The organism is Melghirimyces algeriensis (assembly GCF_900182565.1).
GTDB lineage: Bacteria > Bacillota > Bacilli > Thermoactinomycetales > DSM-45169 > Melghirimyces > Melghirimyces algeriensis.
The window spans coordinates 15,259-33,731 of record NZ_FXTI01000017.1; the positions used below are offsets into that span (position 1 = coordinate 15,259).

General features: G+C 47.2%; 18 protein-coding genes and 12 tRNA genes. 27 read left to right on the forward strand and 3 right to left on the reverse strand.

Annotation, left to right across the window (positions count from 1 at the left end):
• The first annotated feature begins 29 nt into the window (after nt 1–29).
• The 22 genes from moaA to FN782_RS16075 all read left to right on the forward strand — a co-directional run bounded on the left by moaA (nt 30) and on the right by FN782_RS16075 (nt 10,113).
• On the forward strand, nt 30–1,055 hold the full coding sequence (gene moaA, locus FN782_RS15975) for a GTP 3',8-cyclase MoaA (protein WP_142506831.1): 1,026 nt from the start codon (nt 30–32) through the stop codon (nt 1,053–1,055).
• A 55-nt stretch (nt 1,056–1,110) separates the two neighbouring features.
• A complete protein-coding gene (moaC, locus tag FN782_RS15980) occupies nt 1,111–1,548 on the forward strand; it encodes a cyclic pyranopterin monophosphate synthase MoaC (RefSeq protein WP_425462723.1) in 438 nt (145 codons plus the stop codon).
• Nucleotides 1,545–2,048 carry a MogA/MoaB family molybdenum cofactor biosynthesis protein gene (locus tag FN782_RS15985; protein ID WP_142506800.1) on the forward strand — a complete coding sequence of 168 codons (504 nt, stop codon included), beginning with the start codon at nt 1,545–1,547 and terminating at the stop codon, nt 2,046–2,048. The genes moaC and FN782_RS15985 overlap by 4 nt, the downstream gene beginning before the upstream one ends.
• A 175-nt stretch (nt 2,049–2,223) precedes the next feature.
• Nucleotides 2,224–2,298, forward strand: a tRNA-Asn gene (locus FN782_RS15990).
• Nucleotides 2,299–2,304: 6 nt separating this feature from the next.
• Nucleotides 2,305–2,396, forward strand: a tRNA-Ser gene (locus FN782_RS15995).
• Between the two features lie 17 nt (nt 2,397–2,413).
• Nucleotides 2,414–2,489 (forward strand) — tRNA-Glu (locus tag FN782_RS16000).
• Nucleotides 2,490–2,495: 6 nt separating this feature from the next.
• Nucleotides 2,496–2,570, forward strand: a tRNA-Val gene (locus FN782_RS16005).
• A 28-nt stretch (nt 2,571–2,598) separates the two neighbouring features.
• A tRNA-Asp gene (locus FN782_RS16010) sits at nt 2,599–2,675 on the forward strand.
• Between the two features lie 9 nt (nt 2,676–2,684).
• Nucleotides 2,685–2,760 (forward strand) — tRNA-His (locus tag FN782_RS16015).
• Nucleotides 2,761–2,779: 19 nt separating this feature from the next.
• Nucleotides 2,780–2,854 (forward strand) — tRNA-Gln (locus FN782_RS16020).
• 5 nt (nt 2,855–2,859) lie between these two features.
• A tRNA-Lys gene (locus tag FN782_RS16025) sits at nt 2,860–2,935 on the forward strand.
• Nucleotides 2,936–3,068: 133 nt separating this feature from the next.
• Nucleotides 3,069–3,152, forward strand: a tRNA-Leu gene (locus FN782_RS16030).
• A 17-nt stretch (nt 3,153–3,169) separates the two neighbouring features.
• Nucleotides 3,170–3,256, forward strand: a tRNA-Leu gene (locus FN782_RS16035).
• Between the two features lie 38 nt (nt 3,257–3,294).
• Nucleotides 3,295–3,371 (forward strand) — tRNA-Pro (locus FN782_RS16040).
• A 19-nt stretch (nt 3,372–3,390) separates the two neighbouring features.
• Nucleotides 3,391–3,464, forward strand: a tRNA-Gly gene (locus tag FN782_RS16045).
• 147 nt (nt 3,465–3,611) lie between these two features.
• A complete protein-coding gene (gene tsaE / locus FN782_RS16050; RefSeq protein ID WP_142506801.1) occupies nt 3,612–4,094 on the forward strand; it encodes a tRNA (adenosine(37)-N6)-threonylcarbamoyltransferase complex ATPase subunit type 1 TsaE in 483 nt (160 codons plus the stop codon).
• On the forward strand, nt 4,075–4,797 hold the full coding sequence (gene tsaB, locus FN782_RS16055) for a tRNA (adenosine(37)-N6)-threonylcarbamoyltransferase complex dimerization subunit type 1 TsaB (RefSeq protein ID WP_142506802.1): 723 nt from the start codon (nt 4,075–4,077) through the stop codon (nt 4,795–4,797). The genes tsaE and tsaB overlap by 20 nt, the downstream gene beginning before the upstream one ends.
• Nucleotides 4,778–5,254 carry a ribosomal protein S18-alanine N-acetyltransferase gene (gene rimI / locus FN782_RS16060; protein WP_246064998.1) on the forward strand — a complete coding sequence of 159 codons (477 nt, stop codon included), beginning with the start codon at nt 4,778–4,780 and terminating at the stop codon, nt 5,252–5,254. The genes tsaB and rimI overlap by 20 nt, the downstream gene beginning before the upstream one ends.
• Nucleotides 5,241–6,257, forward strand: a complete 1,017-nt coding sequence (gene tsaD / locus FN782_RS16065) for a tRNA (adenosine(37)-N6)-threonylcarbamoyltransferase complex transferase subunit TsaD (RefSeq protein ID WP_142506803.1) — start codon at nt 5,241–5,243, stop codon at nt 6,255–6,257. Before rimI ends, tsaD begins: the two co-directional genes overlap by 14 nt.
• A 252-nt stretch (nt 6,258–6,509) precedes the next feature.
• Nucleotides 6,510–6,674, forward strand: coding sequence for a hypothetical protein (locus FN782_RS17030; protein WP_185956382.1), 165 nt, complete (start codon nt 6,510–6,512; stop codon nt 6,672–6,674).
• 459 nt (nt 6,675–7,133) lie between these two features.
• A complete protein-coding gene (locus tag FN782_RS16070; protein ID WP_185956383.1) occupies nt 7,134–9,224 on the forward strand; it encodes an alkaline phosphatase family protein in 2,091 nt (696 codons plus the stop codon).
• A 124-nt stretch (nt 9,225–9,348) separates the two neighbouring features.
• Entirely contained in the window at nt 9,349–10,113 is a 765-nt protein-coding gene (locus FN782_RS16075) for a LamB/YcsF family protein (RefSeq protein ID WP_142506805.1), read from the forward strand.
• A 130-nt stretch (nt 10,114–10,243) separates the two neighbouring features.
• Here the strand turns inward: FN782_RS16075 and FN782_RS16080 are convergent, their stop codons facing one another.
• From FN782_RS16080 to FN782_RS16090, 3 genes are all read right to left on the reverse strand, one after another.
• Nucleotides 10,244–10,717 (reverse strand): hypothetical protein, encoded by a 474-nt coding sequence (locus FN782_RS16080; protein WP_142506806.1) that lies wholly within the window; start codon nt 10,715–10,717, stop codon nt 10,244–10,246.
• A 20-nt stretch (nt 10,718–10,737) separates the two neighbouring features.
• Nucleotides 10,738–12,099, reverse strand: coding sequence for a vWA domain-containing protein (locus FN782_RS16085; RefSeq protein WP_185956384.1), 1,362 nt, complete (start codon nt 12,097–12,099; stop codon nt 10,738–10,740).
• Between the two features lie 161 nt (nt 12,100–12,260).
• The gene (locus FN782_RS16090; RefSeq protein ID WP_246065001.1) at nt 12,261–14,180 is read right to left on the reverse strand and encodes an ABC-F family ATP-binding cassette domain-containing protein; all 1,920 of its coding nucleotides are present in this window, start codon (nt 14,178–14,180) and stop codon (nt 12,261–12,263) included.
• A gap of 118 nt (nt 14,181–14,298) precedes the next feature.
• On the opposite strand from FN782_RS16090, the gene FN782_RS16095 reads away from it, so the two are divergent.
• The 5 genes from FN782_RS16095 to groES all read left to right on the forward strand — a co-directional run bounded on the left by FN782_RS16095 (nt 14,299) and on the right by groES (nt 18,421).
• Entirely contained in the window at nt 14,299–14,871 is a 573-nt protein-coding gene (locus tag FN782_RS16095; protein WP_142506808.1) for a 5-formyltetrahydrofolate cyclo-ligase, read from the forward strand.
• A gap of 293 nt (nt 14,872–15,164) precedes the next feature.
• The gene (locus FN782_RS16100) at nt 15,165–16,160 is read left to right on the forward strand and encodes a molybdopterin-binding protein (RefSeq protein ID WP_142506809.1); all 996 of its coding nucleotides are present in this window, start codon (nt 15,165–15,167) and stop codon (nt 16,158–16,160) included.
• Between the two features lie 59 nt (nt 16,161–16,219).
• A complete protein-coding gene (locus FN782_RS16105) occupies nt 16,220–16,903 on the forward strand; it encodes a redox-sensing transcriptional repressor Rex (protein ID WP_142506810.1) in 684 nt (227 codons plus the stop codon).
• A gap of 43 nt (nt 16,904–16,946) precedes the next feature.
• Nucleotides 16,947–17,741 (forward strand): twin-arginine translocase subunit TatC, encoded by a 795-nt coding sequence (tatC, locus tag FN782_RS16110; protein ID WP_142506811.1) that lies wholly within the window; start codon nt 16,947–16,949, stop codon nt 17,739–17,741.
• Nucleotides 17,742–18,139: 398 nt separating this feature from the next.
• Nucleotides 18,140–18,421 carry a co-chaperone GroES gene (gene groES, locus FN782_RS16115; RefSeq protein WP_142506812.1) on the forward strand — a complete coding sequence of 94 codons (282 nt, stop codon included), beginning with the start codon at nt 18,140–18,142 and terminating at the stop codon, nt 18,419–18,421.
• Nucleotides 18,422–18,473 lie beyond the last annotated feature (52 nt).

The following is an 18,473-nucleotide window of genomic DNA, read 5'->3' on the forward strand; positions in this document are numbered from 1 at the left end:
CGTTAAAAGGAAGGAGGTGGGTGGAACGGATGGAAGAGAAACAGGTTTATTGGAAGGATCGATTGGGAAGACCACTCCGGGATCTTCGTATTTCTGTGACGGATCGGTGCAATTTTCGTTGCCGTTATTGTATGCCAGCGGAAGTATTCGGTCCGGATTATGCGTTTCTCCCGCGGAAAGAGTTACTTACCTTTGAAGAAATCACCCGCTTGGTTCGGCTGTTTGCTGTCGGAGGCGTTGAAAAGATCCGAATCACGGGTGGAGAGCCTTTGTTGCGCAAGGACCTTTCCCGTTTAATCAAGATGATCAAAGCGGTGGATGGCATCAAGGATATTGCTCTCACCACCAATGCTTCCCTGTTGGCCAAACATGCCGTTTTGTTAAAAGATGCGGGACTGGATCGGGTCAATGTCAGCCTGGATGCCTTGGACCAAGAGATTTTTGCCCGGATGAACGGGCGGCAATTTAGTGTCAAACGTGTTCTGGAAGGAATTGATGCAGCAGAACAAGCAGGGCTGAAGGTGAAAGTGAATATGGTTGTTCAGCGGGGCGTCAATGATGGACAAATTCTTCCCATGGCACATTATTTTCGGGAAAAGGGGCACATCCTTCGTTTTATTGAATATATGGATGTGGGAAACACCAATGGTTGGGATCTGAGCCAGGTCGTTTCCAAACGGGAGATTTTGGCCAAGATTCACAAGGAAATGCCTTTAAAACCGACAGATCCGAACTATTATGGAGAAGTTGCCAATCGTTATCGCTATCTGGGAACCGATCAGGAAGTCGGAGTGATTGCCTCGGTTACCGATTCCTTTTGTTCTTCCTGCACCCGTGCCCGTTTGTCTGCCAACGGTCGTCTGTATACCTGTCTGTTTGCATCAGAAGGTACGGATTTGCGGGACCTTCTCAGAGAAGGGGTGGATGATCAGGTGGTGCTGGAGCGAATTCATCAAATCTGGTCTGGTCGAGAGGATCGTTATTCTGATGAGCGCCTTTCTGCGACCCATCTTCCCCGTGATCAAAAGGTGGAGATGTCATTTATTGGAGGATAAAGGAGGAAAACGGTTGGATTCTTTTACGCATATCAATGAACAGGGACGGGCTCGGATGGTGGATGTATCCGGAAAAGAGGTGACGCGTCGCACGGCTATTGCCCGTTCCCGGATCCGCATGAGACCAGAGACATTGAACATGATCTGGGAAGGAACGGTTGGCAAAGGGGATGTGTTGGCCGTGGCACAGGTGGCTGGTATCATGGCCGCTAAAAAAACTGCTGACTTCATTCCGATGTGCCACCCCATTCCTTTGAAAAGTGTAGATATTCGCTTTCATGAGGAAGAGGACAGCCTTCTGGTTGTGGAAGCAGAGGCAAAGACGGACAATGTGACCGGAGTGGAAATGGAGGCTTTGACAGCAGTTAGTATGGCTTCACTGACGGTTTATGATATGTGTAAGTCCGTGGATAAAGGGATTATTATTGAAGAAACCTGTCTGTTATCCAAAACAGGTGGAAAAAGTGGTGATTATCATCGGGAGGAGAAATGATCGTGTGGAGAGTCGGAATTCTGACTGTCAGTGACAAGGGAGCCCAAGGGAAAAGGAAAGATGTAAGCGGAGAGGAAATCCGCCGCTTGGTTCCATTGATAAAAGGAACCGTTGCCGTTTATGAAATTGTTCCGGATGAACAGGAGGTGATTGAAAACGCATTGATCCGAATGGCAGATGAAGAAAGGTTGGATTTGGTTCTTACAACGGGTGGTACGGGCTTGTCATTGCGGGATGTGACTCCTGAAGCGACCAAGCGGGTGATGGATCGGGAAGTGCCAGGCATTCCTGAGGCGATGCGAATGACGACATTGGAAAAAACGAAGTTTGCGATGTTGAGCCGCTCAGTGGCAGGAACTCGTGGGCAAACCCTGATGATTAATCTTCCGGGAAGTCCGAAAGCGGTTCGGGAGTGCTTAGAAGCAGTGTTGGAGGTCTTGCCGCATGCGTTGAAGATTCTGCACGGGACGATCAAGGACCACGGTAAAATACGAAAGTAAAAGGAGTAGCAACTTTTTACGAAAAAGGGGTTGACGGCGCTCAAGAACCTGTGCTAAGTTATTAAAGCGCCTTGCGAACGAGGCAAGCAAGTGGACATCTTGAAAAAAAGCAAAAAAACCTCTTGCAAAATTCGACAGAATCAGTTACAATGAATCATGTCGCTTCAAAAGATGTTCCTCAGTAGCTCAATGGTAGAGCGCCCGGCTGTTAACCGGTAGGTTGCAGGTTCGAGTCCTGCCTGAGGAGCCATATTGCGGAGAGATACTCAAGTGGCTGAAGAGGACGGTTTGCTAAACCGTTAGGGGGTCTCTGGCCCCGCGCGGGTTCGAATCCCGCTCTCTCCGCCATTTGGACAAATGATCGTGGCCCGTTGGTGAAGCGGTTAACACACCAGCCTTTCACGCTGGCATGCAGGGGTTCGAATCCCCTACGGGTCACCATGTTCAGGACGGTTAGCTCAGGGGGAGAGCACCTGCTTCACACGCAGGGGGTCGGCGGTTCAATCCCGTCACCGTCCACCATACTCGGGGGATTCCCGAGGCAGATTGCGGAGCTGTGGTGAAGTTGGAGTTCACGCCGGCCTGTCACGCCGGAGGTCGCGGGTTCGAGTCCCGTCAGCTCCGCCATTCAATATGGCGGCCATGGCGAAGTGGTTAACGCACCGGATTGTGGCTCCGGCATTCGTGGGTTCGATTCCCACTGGTCGCCCCACTCTTAGAAACCTTGCCGCTGGGGTGTAGCCAAGTGGTAAGGCAACGGACTTTGACTCCGTGATGCGTAGGTTCGATCCCTACCACCCCAGCCAGTTATGACCCATTAGCTCAGTCGGCAGAGCACCTGACTTTTAATCAGGGTGTCCCAGGTTCGAATCCTGGATGGGTCACCAAAAAATGAACAAGTGGGTTCGGTTTCATCGTCCAAAAATAATTTAAAAAATACTCTTGACATTCATACCGCAACATGATACGATAGAAAATGTCGATCGAGGCGGTTAATCGAGGAAATCAGCCCGGAGTTTTGCGGGTGTGGCGGAATTGGCAGACGCACTAGACTTAGGATCTAGCGCCTCAGGCGTGGGGGTTCGAGTCCCTCCACCCGCACCAATGCCAATTTATCATGTGCGGTCGTGGTGGAATCGGCAGACACGCTATCTTGAGGGGGTAGTGGCCATATGGCCGTGCGAGTTCGAGTCTCGCCGACCGCACCATTCATACAGCATAGATCAAAGCAAAACCGCATTGGCACCGGGGTGTGGCTCAGCTTGGCAGAGCGCCTCGTTCGGGACGAGGAGGTCGCAGGTTCAAATCCTGTCACCCCGACCACCTATACAATATTTAATATGCGGGTGTAGTTCAGTGGTAGAACATCGGCCTTCCAAGCCGAATGCGAGGGTTCGATTCCCTTCACCCGCTCCACATTCAAGCAAAAACCGTAGCTTTTAGAGCTACGGTTTTTGTATATGAGGATAAACCTTGAGGTTTCAAGAAAATTGATTTCAGGATAAACTAGATAAGGCAGTGATGGATAACCGAATCAATTGAACTTAAAAAATAGGTGATGGTATGGATTCTAATTTTTGTCTCTTTCAAACCAACAGTCCTAGAGCAACCCGCTCTTTGGCCATGAACCTGGCAAAACGTCTTCAGCCGGGAGATGTGATCACCCTTGAGGGTGATTTGGGTGCAGGGAAAACGACATTTATGCAGGGAGTGGGAAAAGGTTTGGGAATTGAAGCCCCGATTGACAGTCCTACGTTTACCTTGATCAAGGAGTATGAACAAGGGAGAATCCCTCTTTATCATATGGACGTGTATCGGCTGGATTCTACGGTTGAGGAACTGGGATGGGATGAATACTTTTACGGAGAGGGTGTTACATTTGTCGAGTGGGCAAGTCGGATTCAGCCCTTATTGCCCGAAGATGTGATACGAATTGAAATTGTTCGCCAGGAAAATGAGGTTCGAATGATTAAAGTGGAGCCTCCTGTCAATGAGGTGGAGCGGATTTGTAAGGGGCTGAGCATCAATGAAATTGCTGGCGATTGATACCTCCACATTGGTGTTGAGTGTGGCGGTTTTGGATCAGTATCGTGTTTTGGGAGAATTGACGACAAACTTACATAAAAATCATTCGGTTCGGTTGATGCCTGCGGTCGCCCGCCTTTTAGGAGATCTGGAACTTGATGCAAGTGACTTGGACGGAGTAGCAGTGGCAGCAGGTCCCGGCTCATATACCGGAGTTCGCATTGGGTTTACGACGGCTAAAACGATCGCCTGGAGTCGTGGAATTCCGATGGTGTCGGTCTCCAGTCTGGCGGCCTTGGCGATGAATGGGCTCCGTTTTCCGGGAGGCGTGGTTCCTCTTTTTGATGCGCGGCGGAACCGGGTTTATACGGGGTTGTTTCGCGGAGAAACAAATGAAATGATTTCAGCAAAGGAAGAAAAAGTGATTCATCTGGATCAGTGGTTGAGTGATCTACGGAATGAAGGTCCATTGCTCTTTTTGGGAGAGGACACCGGCCATTTTCAGGAACGGATCACAGATGTGCTGGGTGATCAGGCATTTTTTGGACAGGGAAGAGAGAATATCGTCAGTGCTGCCCATCTGGGAACGTTGGCTCTCTCATGTCTGAAACGGGGAGAGGTGGATCATATGGGTGCGGTACCCAATTATCTTCAATTGACGAAGGCAGAGGCAGATTGGTTATCCAAAAACGGAGGAAAAAAGAATGAAGTGTCTGGGGATTAAGTTCCGGGCGATGACTTTGGATGATCTCTCCGCCGTTCTTCGGGTGGAACACGCCTCTTTCGCCACGCCTTGGCCCAGGGAAGCGTTCTATAATGAATTGGTGTATAATCGGCTTGCCCACTATAAGGTTGTAGAAAAGGATGGAAGGGTTGTTGGTTACAGTGGAATGTGGCTGGTTTTAGATGAGGCGCATGTGACCAATATTGCCATTCATCCGGACCTTCAGGGGCAAGGGATTGGAGAGCAAGCATTGGAAGATTTGATGAAGTCTGCGAGAAAATCCGGTGCACATCACATGATGCTGGAAGTGAGAGCATCGAATCACATTGCTCAGAATCTATACCGTAAAAAGGGATTTCAGCCGATCGGTATACGTCCGCATTATTATACCGATAATCAGGAAGATGCTGTGATGATGCAGGTAAAGCTAGGTGGAGAAATGGATGAAATCAAATAAAAAAACGTTGGTATTGGGAATTGAAACAAGCTGTGATGAAACGTCAGCGGCAGTAGTGGAAAATGGAGCGATTCTTCGTTCCAATGTGATCTCTTCTCAGATGGAAGTTCACCGCCGCTTTGGGGGAGTGGTACCTGAAGTGGCTTCCCGTCGACATGTGGAACGGATCACGGAGATTATTCAACAGGCTTTAAATGATGCCCATGTCAAACAGGAAGATTTATCAGCGATCGCGGTTACCCAAGGACCCGGCCTAGTCGGTGCACTTTTGATTGGAGTAGCCGCAGCAAAAGCGATGGCTTTTGCTGCAAATCTTCCATTGGTTGGAGTTCATCATATCGCCGGTCACATTTATGCCGCTCACTTGATGCAACCGTTACAATTTCCTTTGGTGGCGCTGGTGGTTTCCGGTGGTCATACCGAATTGGTCTATATGTCGGATCACAATCGGTTTGAACGGCTGGGTCGAACACGGGATGATGCAGCCGGAGAAGCCTATGATAAAGTGGCCCGTCTTCTGGATTTGTCCTATCCGGGTGGTCCGGAAATTGATCGTCTGTCAAAGGAAGGCAAGCCTATAATTGATTTGCCGAGAGCCTGGCTGGAGCCGGATTCTTTGGATTTCAGTTTCAGCGGGTTGAAGTCGGCTGTGATTAACCTGCTTCATAATGCCAAACAGCGGGGAGAAGTGATTCATCGAGCGGATGTGGCTGCCAGTTTTCAGGAGTCTGTGGTGGAAGTGCTTACTGAAAAAGCGGTTCGTGCGGTAAGAAAACAGGGAGTCAAGCATCTGGTTCTTGCGGGTGGGGTTTCGGCCAATTCGCGCTTGAGACAGGAACTGTTACACCGCTGTCAAAAGGAAAACATTCATCTCACCATTCCTTCTATGGAACTGTGCACAGATAACGCGGCCATGATTGCAGCTGCAGGTACATTTCGTTATCTGGATGGGCAAACGGATGGTTTGGATTTAAATGCAAAACCTGATTTATCCTTGATTTGAGATTTGTTTTGCCGATTTTATAGAACAAAGCCCTGTCGCCATTCGGCGCAGGGCTTTGTTCTGGTTTGAACCAAAAAGCACATAACTTTGAGTGAGTAGTACCATTGGAGTCATTTTGCCATTCAACCAATATGATTTTTAGTTTGGGTGAAGGAAAAGGTTACGAAGAGCATAAAATGAAGACGATTGAAATCAATCTCGATCAGTAAGGAAAGAACTGCGGACAAAGATAAATAAGAGGGGGGAGATCCGGTGGAGCATCCTTTTCCGACGACCCAGCGGGACCGGTCCCAATCGTTTAGCGGATATTTTGTCCGCTGGTTGGGACCGGAGGGGATGAAGCGGACTCTTTTCCACTTCGTTGCTGGAGGAAAGAGATGCGGAAACGGATATCTCCCCTTCACCACTTTGTCATGAACTTCAACTGCTGACCTTTGTCAGCAGTCCCTTTTAGTTATCCACAGGCACGACCTCCGATTCAAGGGGGACAAAGTGCATAAAAAGAGTGAAATTCCATATAAATACCATGGAAATCTGTTTTGTTTAACCAAAAAGATTTAGATAAAAAGACATTGTGGATAAATCGGTTTTAGTACCTGTGGATAATGTGGATAAGTCCTGTGGATAACTGAAATAATAGGGTTTTGGTTGTGGATAAATATGTGGAAATCCTGTGGATTGCAACAATCGAATACTTCTTAAGGACTAGGGGAGGATACGAAAAGAGAAAGTTGGAAACGGGGAATCAAGGTGAAATTAAAATATGCGTTTTCTGTTTTCCTTTGCTTGTTTCTGGGATTGATACTTTTCTGTTTTTGTACAGAAGGAACAGTCTACAGCCAATCTATGGTACGTGACGTACGACAGATTTGGTGGATGAACGTACCGGATCTGTATTTGGATGATATCCGAAACCAAGAGCTCCCTCATTTGCAACATTTGATTCAACATGCTTCTGTTGGAGCGATGAATATGAAAACCGGTGGCAGAAACACGCTCTCCAACAGTTACGCCACACTGGGTATGGGAAGCCGGGCCGTATCCCCCACGAACGAAATGTTTTATCATGCGGTGGAACAGGTGGAAGATCAGGAGGAGGAGCCTGTGACCGCCGGTGTATTGTATGCCCGTCGGATGGGTGAAACGTTTTCATCCCAGTCCATTGTCTATCCTGGACTCATGAACCTCATTGCTGAAAATGAAAAAAACACCTATGTAGTGAAACCGGGAATTTTGTCTGAATCGCTTCGCCGTCACGGGTATGCCACGATGGTATTGGGAAATTTGGATGAAGGAAAAAAGCCGGTTCGATATGCCCCGCTGATTACCATGGATCGAAGAGGTGTGACGGAAGAAGGGGATATTGGGGAGAATGTGCTGGTTCAGGATTTGGATCGACCCTTTGGAGTGAAAGCCAATTATCAACGAATCGGTCAACAGCTGTTATCGTGGCATAAGCCAGGGTTAGCTGTGGTAGATTTGGGGGATCTTTACCGTTTGGAGCGGGTGGGACATACCATGTCCCCGCTGTTGCAAGATCGCTTGCGGATGCGTATCTTGCAGGAACTGGATGATTTCCTGGGTCAAATGGTGCAGAAGATGGATAAACATCAACTGCTGGTTTTAACCTCATCCGGAAGCGGTTCTTCCCAAAAAGAAGGCCTTCAGCCGATTCTGTTTTATCAAAAGGGAACCGATTTTCGTTTGCTGACTTCCTCAACAACCCGCAGAACAGGAATTGTAAGCAATATCGATCTGGCTCCTACCCTTCTTACCCGTTTGGGGATCACGGTTCCAAAGGGGATGATGGGACTTCCCATGAATTCCATTCCCGGATCGATCAAAGATTTCTGGAATACCGTAGAGCGCGTTGAATCCATTTACAATCTGCGCCCCTCTGTTTTATACTCGTATATTCTGTTGCAAATCACCGTGCTTTTGACAGGTCTGATATTTATTTTGAAGAATGGAAAAGGTAGAGGTTGGATGGAGTCTGTTCTGCTTGCAGTGATGCTCGCCCCCTTTATCTTTTTGGTTTTTTCCGGTATGACCGCTCATTCTTGGTGGCTTTTCAGCGGAATTCTGGTTGTGAGTGGATTAGGTCTGGCCTTTCTGTTAACCCGGATTTCCACCCTTTCTTTATTTTTTTGGACGGGGTTGTTCGTTTTTTTGCCGGTAGTCGTGGATGGTTTGATGGGTGGGCCGCTGATCCAGCAATCTTTTTTGGGGTATGATCCCATTAAGGGAGCCCGCTATTATGGAATTGGAAACGAATATATGGGAGTGGTTCTCGGTTCCTCGATTCTCGCAAGCGCTGCTTGGTTGGAAAAACGGGAGGTTGTCACCCGATGGTTACGGTGGGGAGTCGGTCTCTTTTTCTTTTTTTTGCTGCTCTTTTTTGCGGCTCCGTTTTGGGGGACCAATGCCGGTGGTGCATTGGCGTCTGCTGTTGGCTTTGCCGTTGCTTATTTGCGCTTTTTTCAAAAACGTTGGAGCACCGGGTTATTTTTAAAGGCAGTGGGTCTCGGTCTGATTGGCCTTTTACTGTTGGTGGTGTTGAACAGTTGGTTGCCGGGACCTTCTCCCAGTCATATTGGACGTGCACTTGCCGACCTTCGGGAAGGAGATTTTGAAGCAGTTCTTCGTATCATCCATCGAAAGTTGGAGATGAATCTGAAGTTGCTTCGTGTTTCCTCCTGGGGAAAGGTGTTTCTCTTATCTCTGGTTGCCATGGCGATTCTTTCTTTTCGCCCTGCCGGAGGTCTCAAGCTGTTAATGCGACGCTATCCCCAGATGTTTAATGGATTTGCGGCTATTCTAGCTGGGGCATTGGCTGCCATTGTCTTTAACGATTCGGGGATTGTTTCTGCTGCTACGTCGATCATTTATGTGGTGATGCCTTTTATGATTATCGCCATCCGTGAATGGTCCGATGCTTGGGAAAAAGCATCCAGACCGGACGGCTGAAGGGTTTTTCCGGGATGATTCGATTGTATAAAAAGTTGAAAATAGATTCGCTTTCAACCGACTGAAGCAAACGACAATAATGGGGTCAAGAGCAATCAAGAGAATGGGATGGGAGCGATTGGAGATGGAATGGACCATTGATCTGAACAGCGATTTGGGGGAGAGTTTTGGTCCTTATGTCATCGGTCAGGATGCATCCATATTGGATGAAATCACCTCTGCCAATATCGCCTGTGGCTACCATGCAGGGGATCACAATATCATGCATCAGACGGTGAGGATGGCTGTGGAAAAAGGCGTTGGTCCGGGAGCTCATCCAGGATTGCCGGATCGGTTGGGATTTGGACGGAGGTATATCGCTGTCGACCCCGATGATGTCTATAACATGACTGTTTATCAGATTGGTGCACTGCAAGCATTCGTTTCCCACTATGGAGAGCGTTTGCGACATGTAAAGCCTCATGGGGCACTTTTCAATATGGCGAGCAAGGATGCCACTATTGCTCAGGCGATTGCGGAAGCTGTGGCTGCGGTAGACCGGAATCTGCTTCTTTTCGGCCTTTCCAATAGTGAGCTGATTCAGGCCGGAACAAAAGCGGGTCTGAAGGTGGTGCATGAAGTGTTTGCCGATCGGACTTACCAACCGGATGGAACGCTGACTCCCCGTACGGCCCCCAATGCCTGTATGGAGGATCTGGATTTGATGGTGAAACGTGTGGTACGGATGGTCAAAGAGGGAAAGGTTCACGCTTTGGATGGAACGGATCTGGAGATTCAGGCGGACACCGTCTGTGTGCATGGCGATGACCCAAAGGCCCTCGCTTTTGTTCGAGGGTTACGGAAAGGATTGGAGGAACACGGAATACGGATTCAAAAAGTTGGATGCTGATGAAAAAAGGGATGACCGTACTAAAGCTAGGGTTTCTGACAACTGTTCAGATTTCATGGTGAAATCGTGAATTAACATATAGTGATTCAAAAAACAAGAGACTTCCCAATTTGGAAAGTCTCTTCATCGATTATTGATCCACAATTTCCAGTTTTCCCTCTGCCAGAAGCTCTTCTCCCCGAAAGATTTGAATTTTATATTTGCCAAGGTCATAGAAGCCGTTAAAATCATCATTGGAAGTGAATTCCCATTTTAAACCGTCCCAAGAAGGATCAACATCATTCGTAAATTCTTCAATCAGTTTATCGCCTGGCTCCTTCAGTACTTTGGCTTTAATATATTTGGTATCAAATGTTTGACCTTTTGGGAGATCAAATTTCAGGGCAATATCCTCTTCATTTCCAAAATGACTTCGTGTTCTCAACAGTCCTTTGACATCATCATCGCTGGGATAATCACCAAAGGTGATTTTGGCTACTTTGGGTTCTTTTTTCTCTTTCGTTTCTTTCCTGTCCGTTTTGGATTCATCAGCGAGCAAGCCACAGCCTGTGCCCAGAACAACCAGCATTAACAATAAAACGGAAATCAGTGATTTTTTAAGCAATGATAACCCTCCTGTTATCTTTAATCCGATAGTACATCTTGTTCAGAGTCCCGTTTATTCATAACCTGTTCCTGAATGCTGTCCCGTTTGTCAATCACTTCATCTTGTAATTCATCCCGTCGATCGATGGAATAGGACTGGATCGTGTCTCTTCGGTCAAAGATTTGCGACTGCACATCACTGATCAAATCATAGTCAAAGTCTCGTTCCTCTTCCAGGTATTCAGTGGCGTCATAAAGATAATGTTTTTCTTCTTCTGCCTGCCGGTAAAGATCACTCTTCATCTGATCCAGCCGGTCATATTTGACGCTGGCAACATACTTTGCTTTGTCGTAATGGTCGCTTGCCCAGTCTCCCCATTGATCATAGAGACGGTCATATTCACCTTCGAAGTACTCTTTCAGATCCACTTTGGAGCCCACCGTTTGGTAATTTCCCCCACCGGCGTCAGCCACTTCTTGAAGAGCCTTTTGGCCATCATTGTCCACATCAAATCCAATGATGTTGACAACGGCTTCCATATTGGATTCATTTAGTTCTTCCGCAGCTTTTACCGGGTCGCCGTCACACGTTTCCACTCCGTCACTCACCACGTATACGATGTTCTGTACGTTGCTACCTACATGGGAAGAGAGTTTTTCTTTAGCCTCTTTCATGGCTCCGGCCAATGGGGTCCATCCGGTGGGGTGGAATCTATCCAGCGAGTTTTGGAACGTCTTAGTTTTATAGGGGCCCAGTGGATAGACTTCTTCCATACTGGCACAGGATGTTTCTTTGTCCGCTTTGGCATTGGAACCCTTGTGACCGTATACCAAAAGGGAGACATTGGCTCCTTGGGGCATATTGGAAGAGAAATTTTTCACTGCTTTTTTGGCGAGATCCATCTTTACCCCGCCTTTTACCTTGTCCGCCATGCTGCCGCTGGAATCCAGCAGGATCATAATATTCACTTCCTGGCTGTCCGGTACTTTTAGCTTGCGGATCCCTTCAGGTCCCTCCGCTACATCAATAATGGAGGTATCAAAGGTTTCCATGGAATGGATCATCGTTCGGTAATCCTCCGCAACCAGTTTCAGCAGTCGTTCATACAGTTGATCGGCTGAAATGTTTTTGGGGATTTTGTTCAACGCCGGACGAATCTTGTTTAAGTCATATTTGTCCGCTCCATAACGTCCGGGACCTTCTCGCAGGTGTTTGAGATCTTCCAGTTCAGATGGAAGTTTGTCCAATTGAACGGATGTTTCCTTCTTTTCTGAATCCGCCTTTTTTGAAGAGGTCTCTTTTTTTCCAGTCTCCGCAGAGGGATTGAGAAGCGAGCATCCGGAATGAAAGATGAGAAGAATACTTAATAGTCCGATTCCCAAAAATTTCGTTCTCAGCAAATCGATCTCACCTCGCTTTAATGGCTTTTTCAGCACTTTTGAATGTACTATCATTTTTTTACATACAGAAGTATACAAGAAAAGAATACCAGTTGAAAGTTTTTCTATTAAAAATAGAACATTTTATGTATTTGTAAATAGAATAGACCGCTGTCTGCGGTCTATTCTGCAATGTCTGCCCAGCGTTCCGTTTTCTGAACAAGCAGTTCTTCCAGTTCTTTAAGACGTTGTTGGCGAAGTGTGCTCTCTTCGGGGTTACTGTATATTTCCGGCTGACAAAGTTCCTCTTGTAGATGAATTTTTTCCTGTTCCAGCTTCTCAATCTCTTCTTCCAATCGGTTGGCTTCCTCACGGCGGCGGCGCTCCTGTCGCTCTTCTATCCGTTGCTTGCGAACCTCTAGTGTATAATCTGAAACATCAGCAGTTGTTGAGTTCTTTTCCGGATCGTTCCTCTCTTTTTTTTGCTCCAGATAACGTTCGTAGTTTCCGTCAAAAACGGTGATTTTCCCATTGTTTACTTCCCAGATTTGATTGGCCAGTCGGTTAATGAAATAACGGTCATGGGAAACAAACAATAATGTGCCGGAGAAGGATTCCAGACCTGACTCCAGGCGTTCTTTACTCTCCATATCCAAATGGTTCGTTGGCTCATCCATCAAAAGAAGGTTTCCCTGATGTAACAGGCGTTTCAAAAGAGAGAGACGTGCCTTTTCGCCACCGCTCAGATCGGCAATCCGCTTAAATACGTCTTCACCCGTAAATAAAAACTGCCCCAGATACGATCGGATGTCGGATTGATCCAGCTTGGGATGGGCGTCCCAAATCTCATCCAGTACCGTTTTGTCCTTCTGCAGCTCTTCCTGTTCCTGATCATAATAATCCAGATGGACATTGCTGCCAAAGGTTATTTTTCCGGAAAGGGGTTTGATTTGATTTGCCAACGTTTTTAACAGTGTGGACTTCCCGGTCCCGTTGGGACCGAGCAGGGCGATGCGATCCCCGCGTTCAAGGTATAGACTGGCATCAGTGATCAGTGGCTGTTGCGGATGATAGCCCACTGTAAGATCATCGGTGATCAATACCTCTTTTCCACTGGAGACAGCAGGCTCAAAACGGATGGCCACCTTTTTTCGATCACGGGGTGGGGCTTCAATCCGTTCAATCTTTTCCAAGGCTTTGCGACGGCTCTGTGCCCGTTTGGTAGTGGAGGCACGGGCCAGATTTCGTTGGACAAAGTCTTCCATTCGGCGAATTTCTTCCTGCTGCTGTTCATACTCTTTTTCCCATTTTGCTCGCAACGCTTCCCGTTGTACCATATAATCGGAGTAATTGCCGTTAAAGCGTGTCATCCGATTTCGGTCCAGTTCATAGATGACGGTTACCACCCGATCCAGGAAAAAGCGATCATGGGAAACCACCAAAAGCGCTCCAGGGTAGGTTTCCAACGTTTGTTCCAGCCAATAAAGAGCATCCATGTCCAGATAGTTGGTCGGTTCATCCAGGATCATTAAATCCGGTTGTTCCAAAAGCAGTTTGGCCAGCGCAAGACGGGTTTTTTGCCCTCCACTCAATGAGTGAACGGATGTGGTCTCCCATTGGATGTTCCCCAATCCGAGCCCTGTAAGTGCGCCACGCGCCTTGGCTTCAAAGCTATAACCTCCCTGCTGTTCAAATGCTTCCTGTAGCCGGGCATATTGCTCTGTAATTTGAAGATATCGCTTTTCATCGGAGAAAACGGATTCTTTCCCCATTTTTGTTTCCAGTTCCCGAAGTCTCGTTTCCATCTCTTTGAGACTGCTGAAAGCCTTCATCACTTCCTCCCACACCGTTCCATCCGCTTCCGGTTCCATGGATTGAGCAAGATATCCGATTTGTGCATTCTTTTGTATATGGATTTCTCCTGAGTCAGCGGGGAGTTGGGAGGTGATCACTTTCAGGAGGGTGGACTTTCCAGCGCCGTTGGGACCGATTAGACCGACCCGTTCTTTTTCTTCCACCTTTAGGCTAACGCCTTCTAGGATAGAAGTTGCGCCAAATGATTTGTCAATACGATTTGCTTGCAGGATACTCAACTGTATCACCTCTTGTAAACAAGACCGATTCCATTGTATCCCAAGGAAGGTCGCGAAAAAAGAGGGGGACACCTGGATCTGTGTGCTATTGTGATACAATCAGCATAAATCCTGGAGGAGGGAAGGAATGGATACGGAAAAAACGATTCTTCGTACCCGGCTGTTGGCTGAGCGGAAGGGGATGGATGATCGGCGTGCGAAAAGAGAGTCTGCGGCAATTTGTGAGTTTTTGGAAAGGGAGTCTGGTTTTCAAAAGGCAAGGTCCATCCTTTTTTATATGCCTCATCGTGGAGAAGTGGATGTTCGGAAAGGAATGGAGAAGGCATGGCAACAGAAAAAGCAGGTGGTTTTGCCTCGCTCCGTTCCCCGTACCCGTACATTGGAGCTGTATTCCATTACAAGCTTCTCTGATTTAATCGAGGGGACCTATGGGATCTTGGAGCCAGACCCAACGAAGGGTCAGCATGTTGATGCCCAAGAGATAGACTTGGTGGTGGTTCCGGGGATCGGTTTTGACCGGGAAGGTTATCGTCTGGGGTATGGCGGGGGTTATTATGACCGATTTTTTGCAGATCCAGATGTTGATATGGTACGTGTGGGAGTAGCTTATTCCTTTCAACTGGTGTCCACGGTTTATCCTGAATCCCACGATCAACCTGTACATGCGGTGATTACCCCTGAAGGCGTCATTCATTTTTAAAGAATGATATATCAAACAGCCCACGAACGTGGGCTGCTAAGCGGTAATTATGAGAATAAAAAATCCATAAGTCATTTGATTCAATTTCAGTTTATTCCGGAAACAGGTGTTGGGACAATAGGCTGGAAGATGGATTTTTCAATTCATGTTTTTAATTCTTTTGTCAGTCCAGCATTAAGTTCTTGTGAATACATACACAAATAGAACCAAGGTTGATACAATAATGACAGGATAGAAGATCAAGAATCGAAGTACTTAAAATAAACATGATGGGATGCGAGGGGGGAAGACGGATGAAGAGTTCTTTGAAGGAAGTGCATGTGACTGATGCTGTAGGGATGGTTTTGGCCCATGATCTGACTCAGGTATTGCCTGGCAAGTTTAAAGGACCCCTGTTTTGCAAAGGACATGTGATCCAAAAAGAAGATATTGAGGGTCTCCTTTCGATTGGTAAGGAACATATTTATGTGATGGAACTGGCACCGGGGGAACTTCACGAAAATGAAGCAGCAAATCGGATTGCCCGTGCCGCTGCCGGAGAACGGGTGACTGTGACGGAACCTCGTGAGGGAAAAGTGAATCTGGTGTCCAACATCCACGGACTCTTAGAGGTGGATGCTTCTCGTGTCCATGCTGTCAATCAGGTAGAGCAGGCCGTGATATCCACACTGGAGTCCGATCGGCCGGTTCAGGAAGGAGAAGTGGTTGCCGCATCCAGGGTAATTCCTTTGATTTATCCGGAGGAACGGGTCCAATCGGTGGAGAAAATCCTCACGACTTCCGAGAATCCGGTGGTGGATGTTCTGCCCTATCAAACATTGAAGGTGGGAGTGGTGATCACCGGAAGTGAGATTATACAGGGTCGGATTCCCGATCGGTTTGGACCGGTGATTCAGGAAAAGCTTCAGAAATTCGGCTCCACGGTGATGGGCCAGACGCTCGCCGGTGACGATAAAGAGATGATCCAAGCTCAGATCCATTCCTTTATTGAGAGGGAAGCGGATATGGTTTTAGTAACAGGAGGTATGTCTGTCGATCCGGATGATCGCACACCGGGTGCCATTCAATCATTGGGTGCGGAGATCGTTAGCTATGGAACCCCGATGCTTCCAGGCTCCATGCTGATGGTTGCTTATTATCAGGGGATTCCGGTGTTGGGGCTTCCTGGATGTGTCATCCATGATTCCTATACTTCTTTTGATAAACTGCTTCCCCGGATCCTCGCTGGAAAGAAAATATACCGGGAAGATATCGTCCATCTGGGTTATGGTGGATTGCATTCCTGTTGAATGTGGAGATACAGTATCATGATAGCAAAGAGTCAGATTCGTATGTTTGGAGGCGTGCTATGTCTGAAATCAAGATTCCCCAAGTGACAGCCAAGCGCTTGCCACTTTACTATCGGTATTTGGAAAAATTGCACGCGATCGGGAAAAAACGCGTTTCTTCCGCACAATTGAGCGAAGCATTGCAGATTGACCCTGCCACCATCCGCCGTGATTTTTCTTACCTCGGAGAATTGGGCAAAAAAGGTTATGGATATAATGTAAATTATTTATTGCAGTTTCTCAGGAATTTTCTGCGGCAAGATGAAGTGACCAATGTGGTTCTGGTAGGAGTTGGCCATCTGGGCACCGCTTTGTTGAAATATAATTTTTATCGAAGTCACAATACAAAAATTGTAGCTGGATTTGATGTAGATTCCTCTAAGATTGGAAAGGAAGTAGATGGAGTGTCCATCTATTCCATGGACCGCTTTGCTGAGGTCTGTCAACTCCATCATGTGGAGATGGCGATTCTGACCGTACCTGCCCATGCAGCACAACAAACGACGGATTGGATTGTGAAGGCAGGGATTCGTGGGATTCTCAATTTTACTCCCGCTCGTCTGACGATCCCTCAGGGGGTCAGAATGCATAATATTGATCTAACCATTGAACTGCAAACGCTGATCTATTTCCTGAAGAACTTTCCGCTGGAGGAAGACGAGGATGTTACTCTGAAGGGGGAGGCTCCCCTGAAAGAGGATTAAAGCGGTTCTGCTTTGAATCGATCGGGAGAAGGAAGGTAAACGTATGAGGGGTAATCAACAACATTGGACGGAGCATTTGGGCGAAATGCGAAGCCGAATTCTCGTCGTTTTAGGTACTTTTGTCATTATGTTGATGGTGGGCTTTTTTTTCGCCGAGCCGATCATCAACTTTGTTCGATACGATACACTTCAAACGTCCTTGAAACAGAAAGTGGAACTACATGCTTTTTCTGTGGGTGACCCGCTTACAATCTATATGCAGATTGCTTTTGTGGTGGCGGTTGCAGGTACGCTTCCGGTTCTGCTCTATCAAATCTGGCGGTTTGTCCAACCGGGATTGACGCCCAGGGAACAAAAGGCCACGCTTAGATATATTCCATTTGCCGCCGTTCTTTTTGTGTTGGGATTATCATTTGGTTATTATTGGGTTTTCCCCTTCCTTCTCAACTTTATGTTTGCACTGGCTGATTCATTGGGTGTGTCGGAAACCTACGGAATGTATGAATTTTTTCGGTTTATGTTTCGTGTAATCCTTCCGATTGCACTGTTGTTTGAACTACCGGTGGTGATTTTGTTTCTGACGCAGATTCGGATTTTAAACCCGGATCTTTTGCGCAAAAGTCGACGCTTTGCCTATCTGGCCATGGTTGTTTTGGCTGCTTTGGTGACACCGCCGGATTTTATCAGCAATATATTGGTCTCCATACCACTGATTTTACTTTATGAGGTCAGTATCTGGCTTTCGTCGCGCGTTTATCGTCGGATACAAGCTGAAGACGAGGAACGGGAGCGCTATTGGCAGGAGCGAGAGAAAATGGATCACGAAGATGGTTGGTAAATGGTTGAGGGGAAGGGTTCTTTATTTACCCTGAAATAGGACGTTTGCCGTGGTTTAAAGGAGATCAAAGCTGATTCCTCTGATATAGGAGGAATCAGCTTTGATTGTTTTTCGATGTTGATTGATACAGGTTGTTGATGTTGCACCGTTTGCACCTGGTTATATGCGACATCGCCGGAAGCGTAACAGGAGTAGAAAGCAATGATCCAAACTGCAAGCGAATCATATTGACACAATTTCTCCCTTTTCTAACCATTCGTTCATGGGAACGGTAATTTTTTTTTACAGAGGTCTTGCAAAATGGAAAGCAGATCGTTATTATTGTAATTGTGTTAGCACTCATCTTCATCGAGTGCTAATAAAGAATCCATTTACCTCATGAAGGAGGGTGCCTGACGATGATCAAACCATTAGGGGATCGAGTTGTTCTTCAAGCGATCGAAAAAGAAGAAAAGACGGCCAGTGGCATTGTATTGCCGGAAACGGCCAAGGAAAAACCCCAGGAAGGAAAAGTGGTTGCTGTGGGTTCCGGTCGTTTTGAAAACGGTCAAAAGGTAGCGCTCGAAGTAAAGGAAGGCGATCGTGTAATCTTCTCCAAATACGCAGGTACGGAAGTGAAAGTGGGCGACACGGAATATCTGATTCTGCGCGAAAGCGATATTCTGGCTGTTCTCGACTAAGTTTTTTCACATCCTGTCAAAATAAAATCACCTACATAGGAGGGAGAAAGCG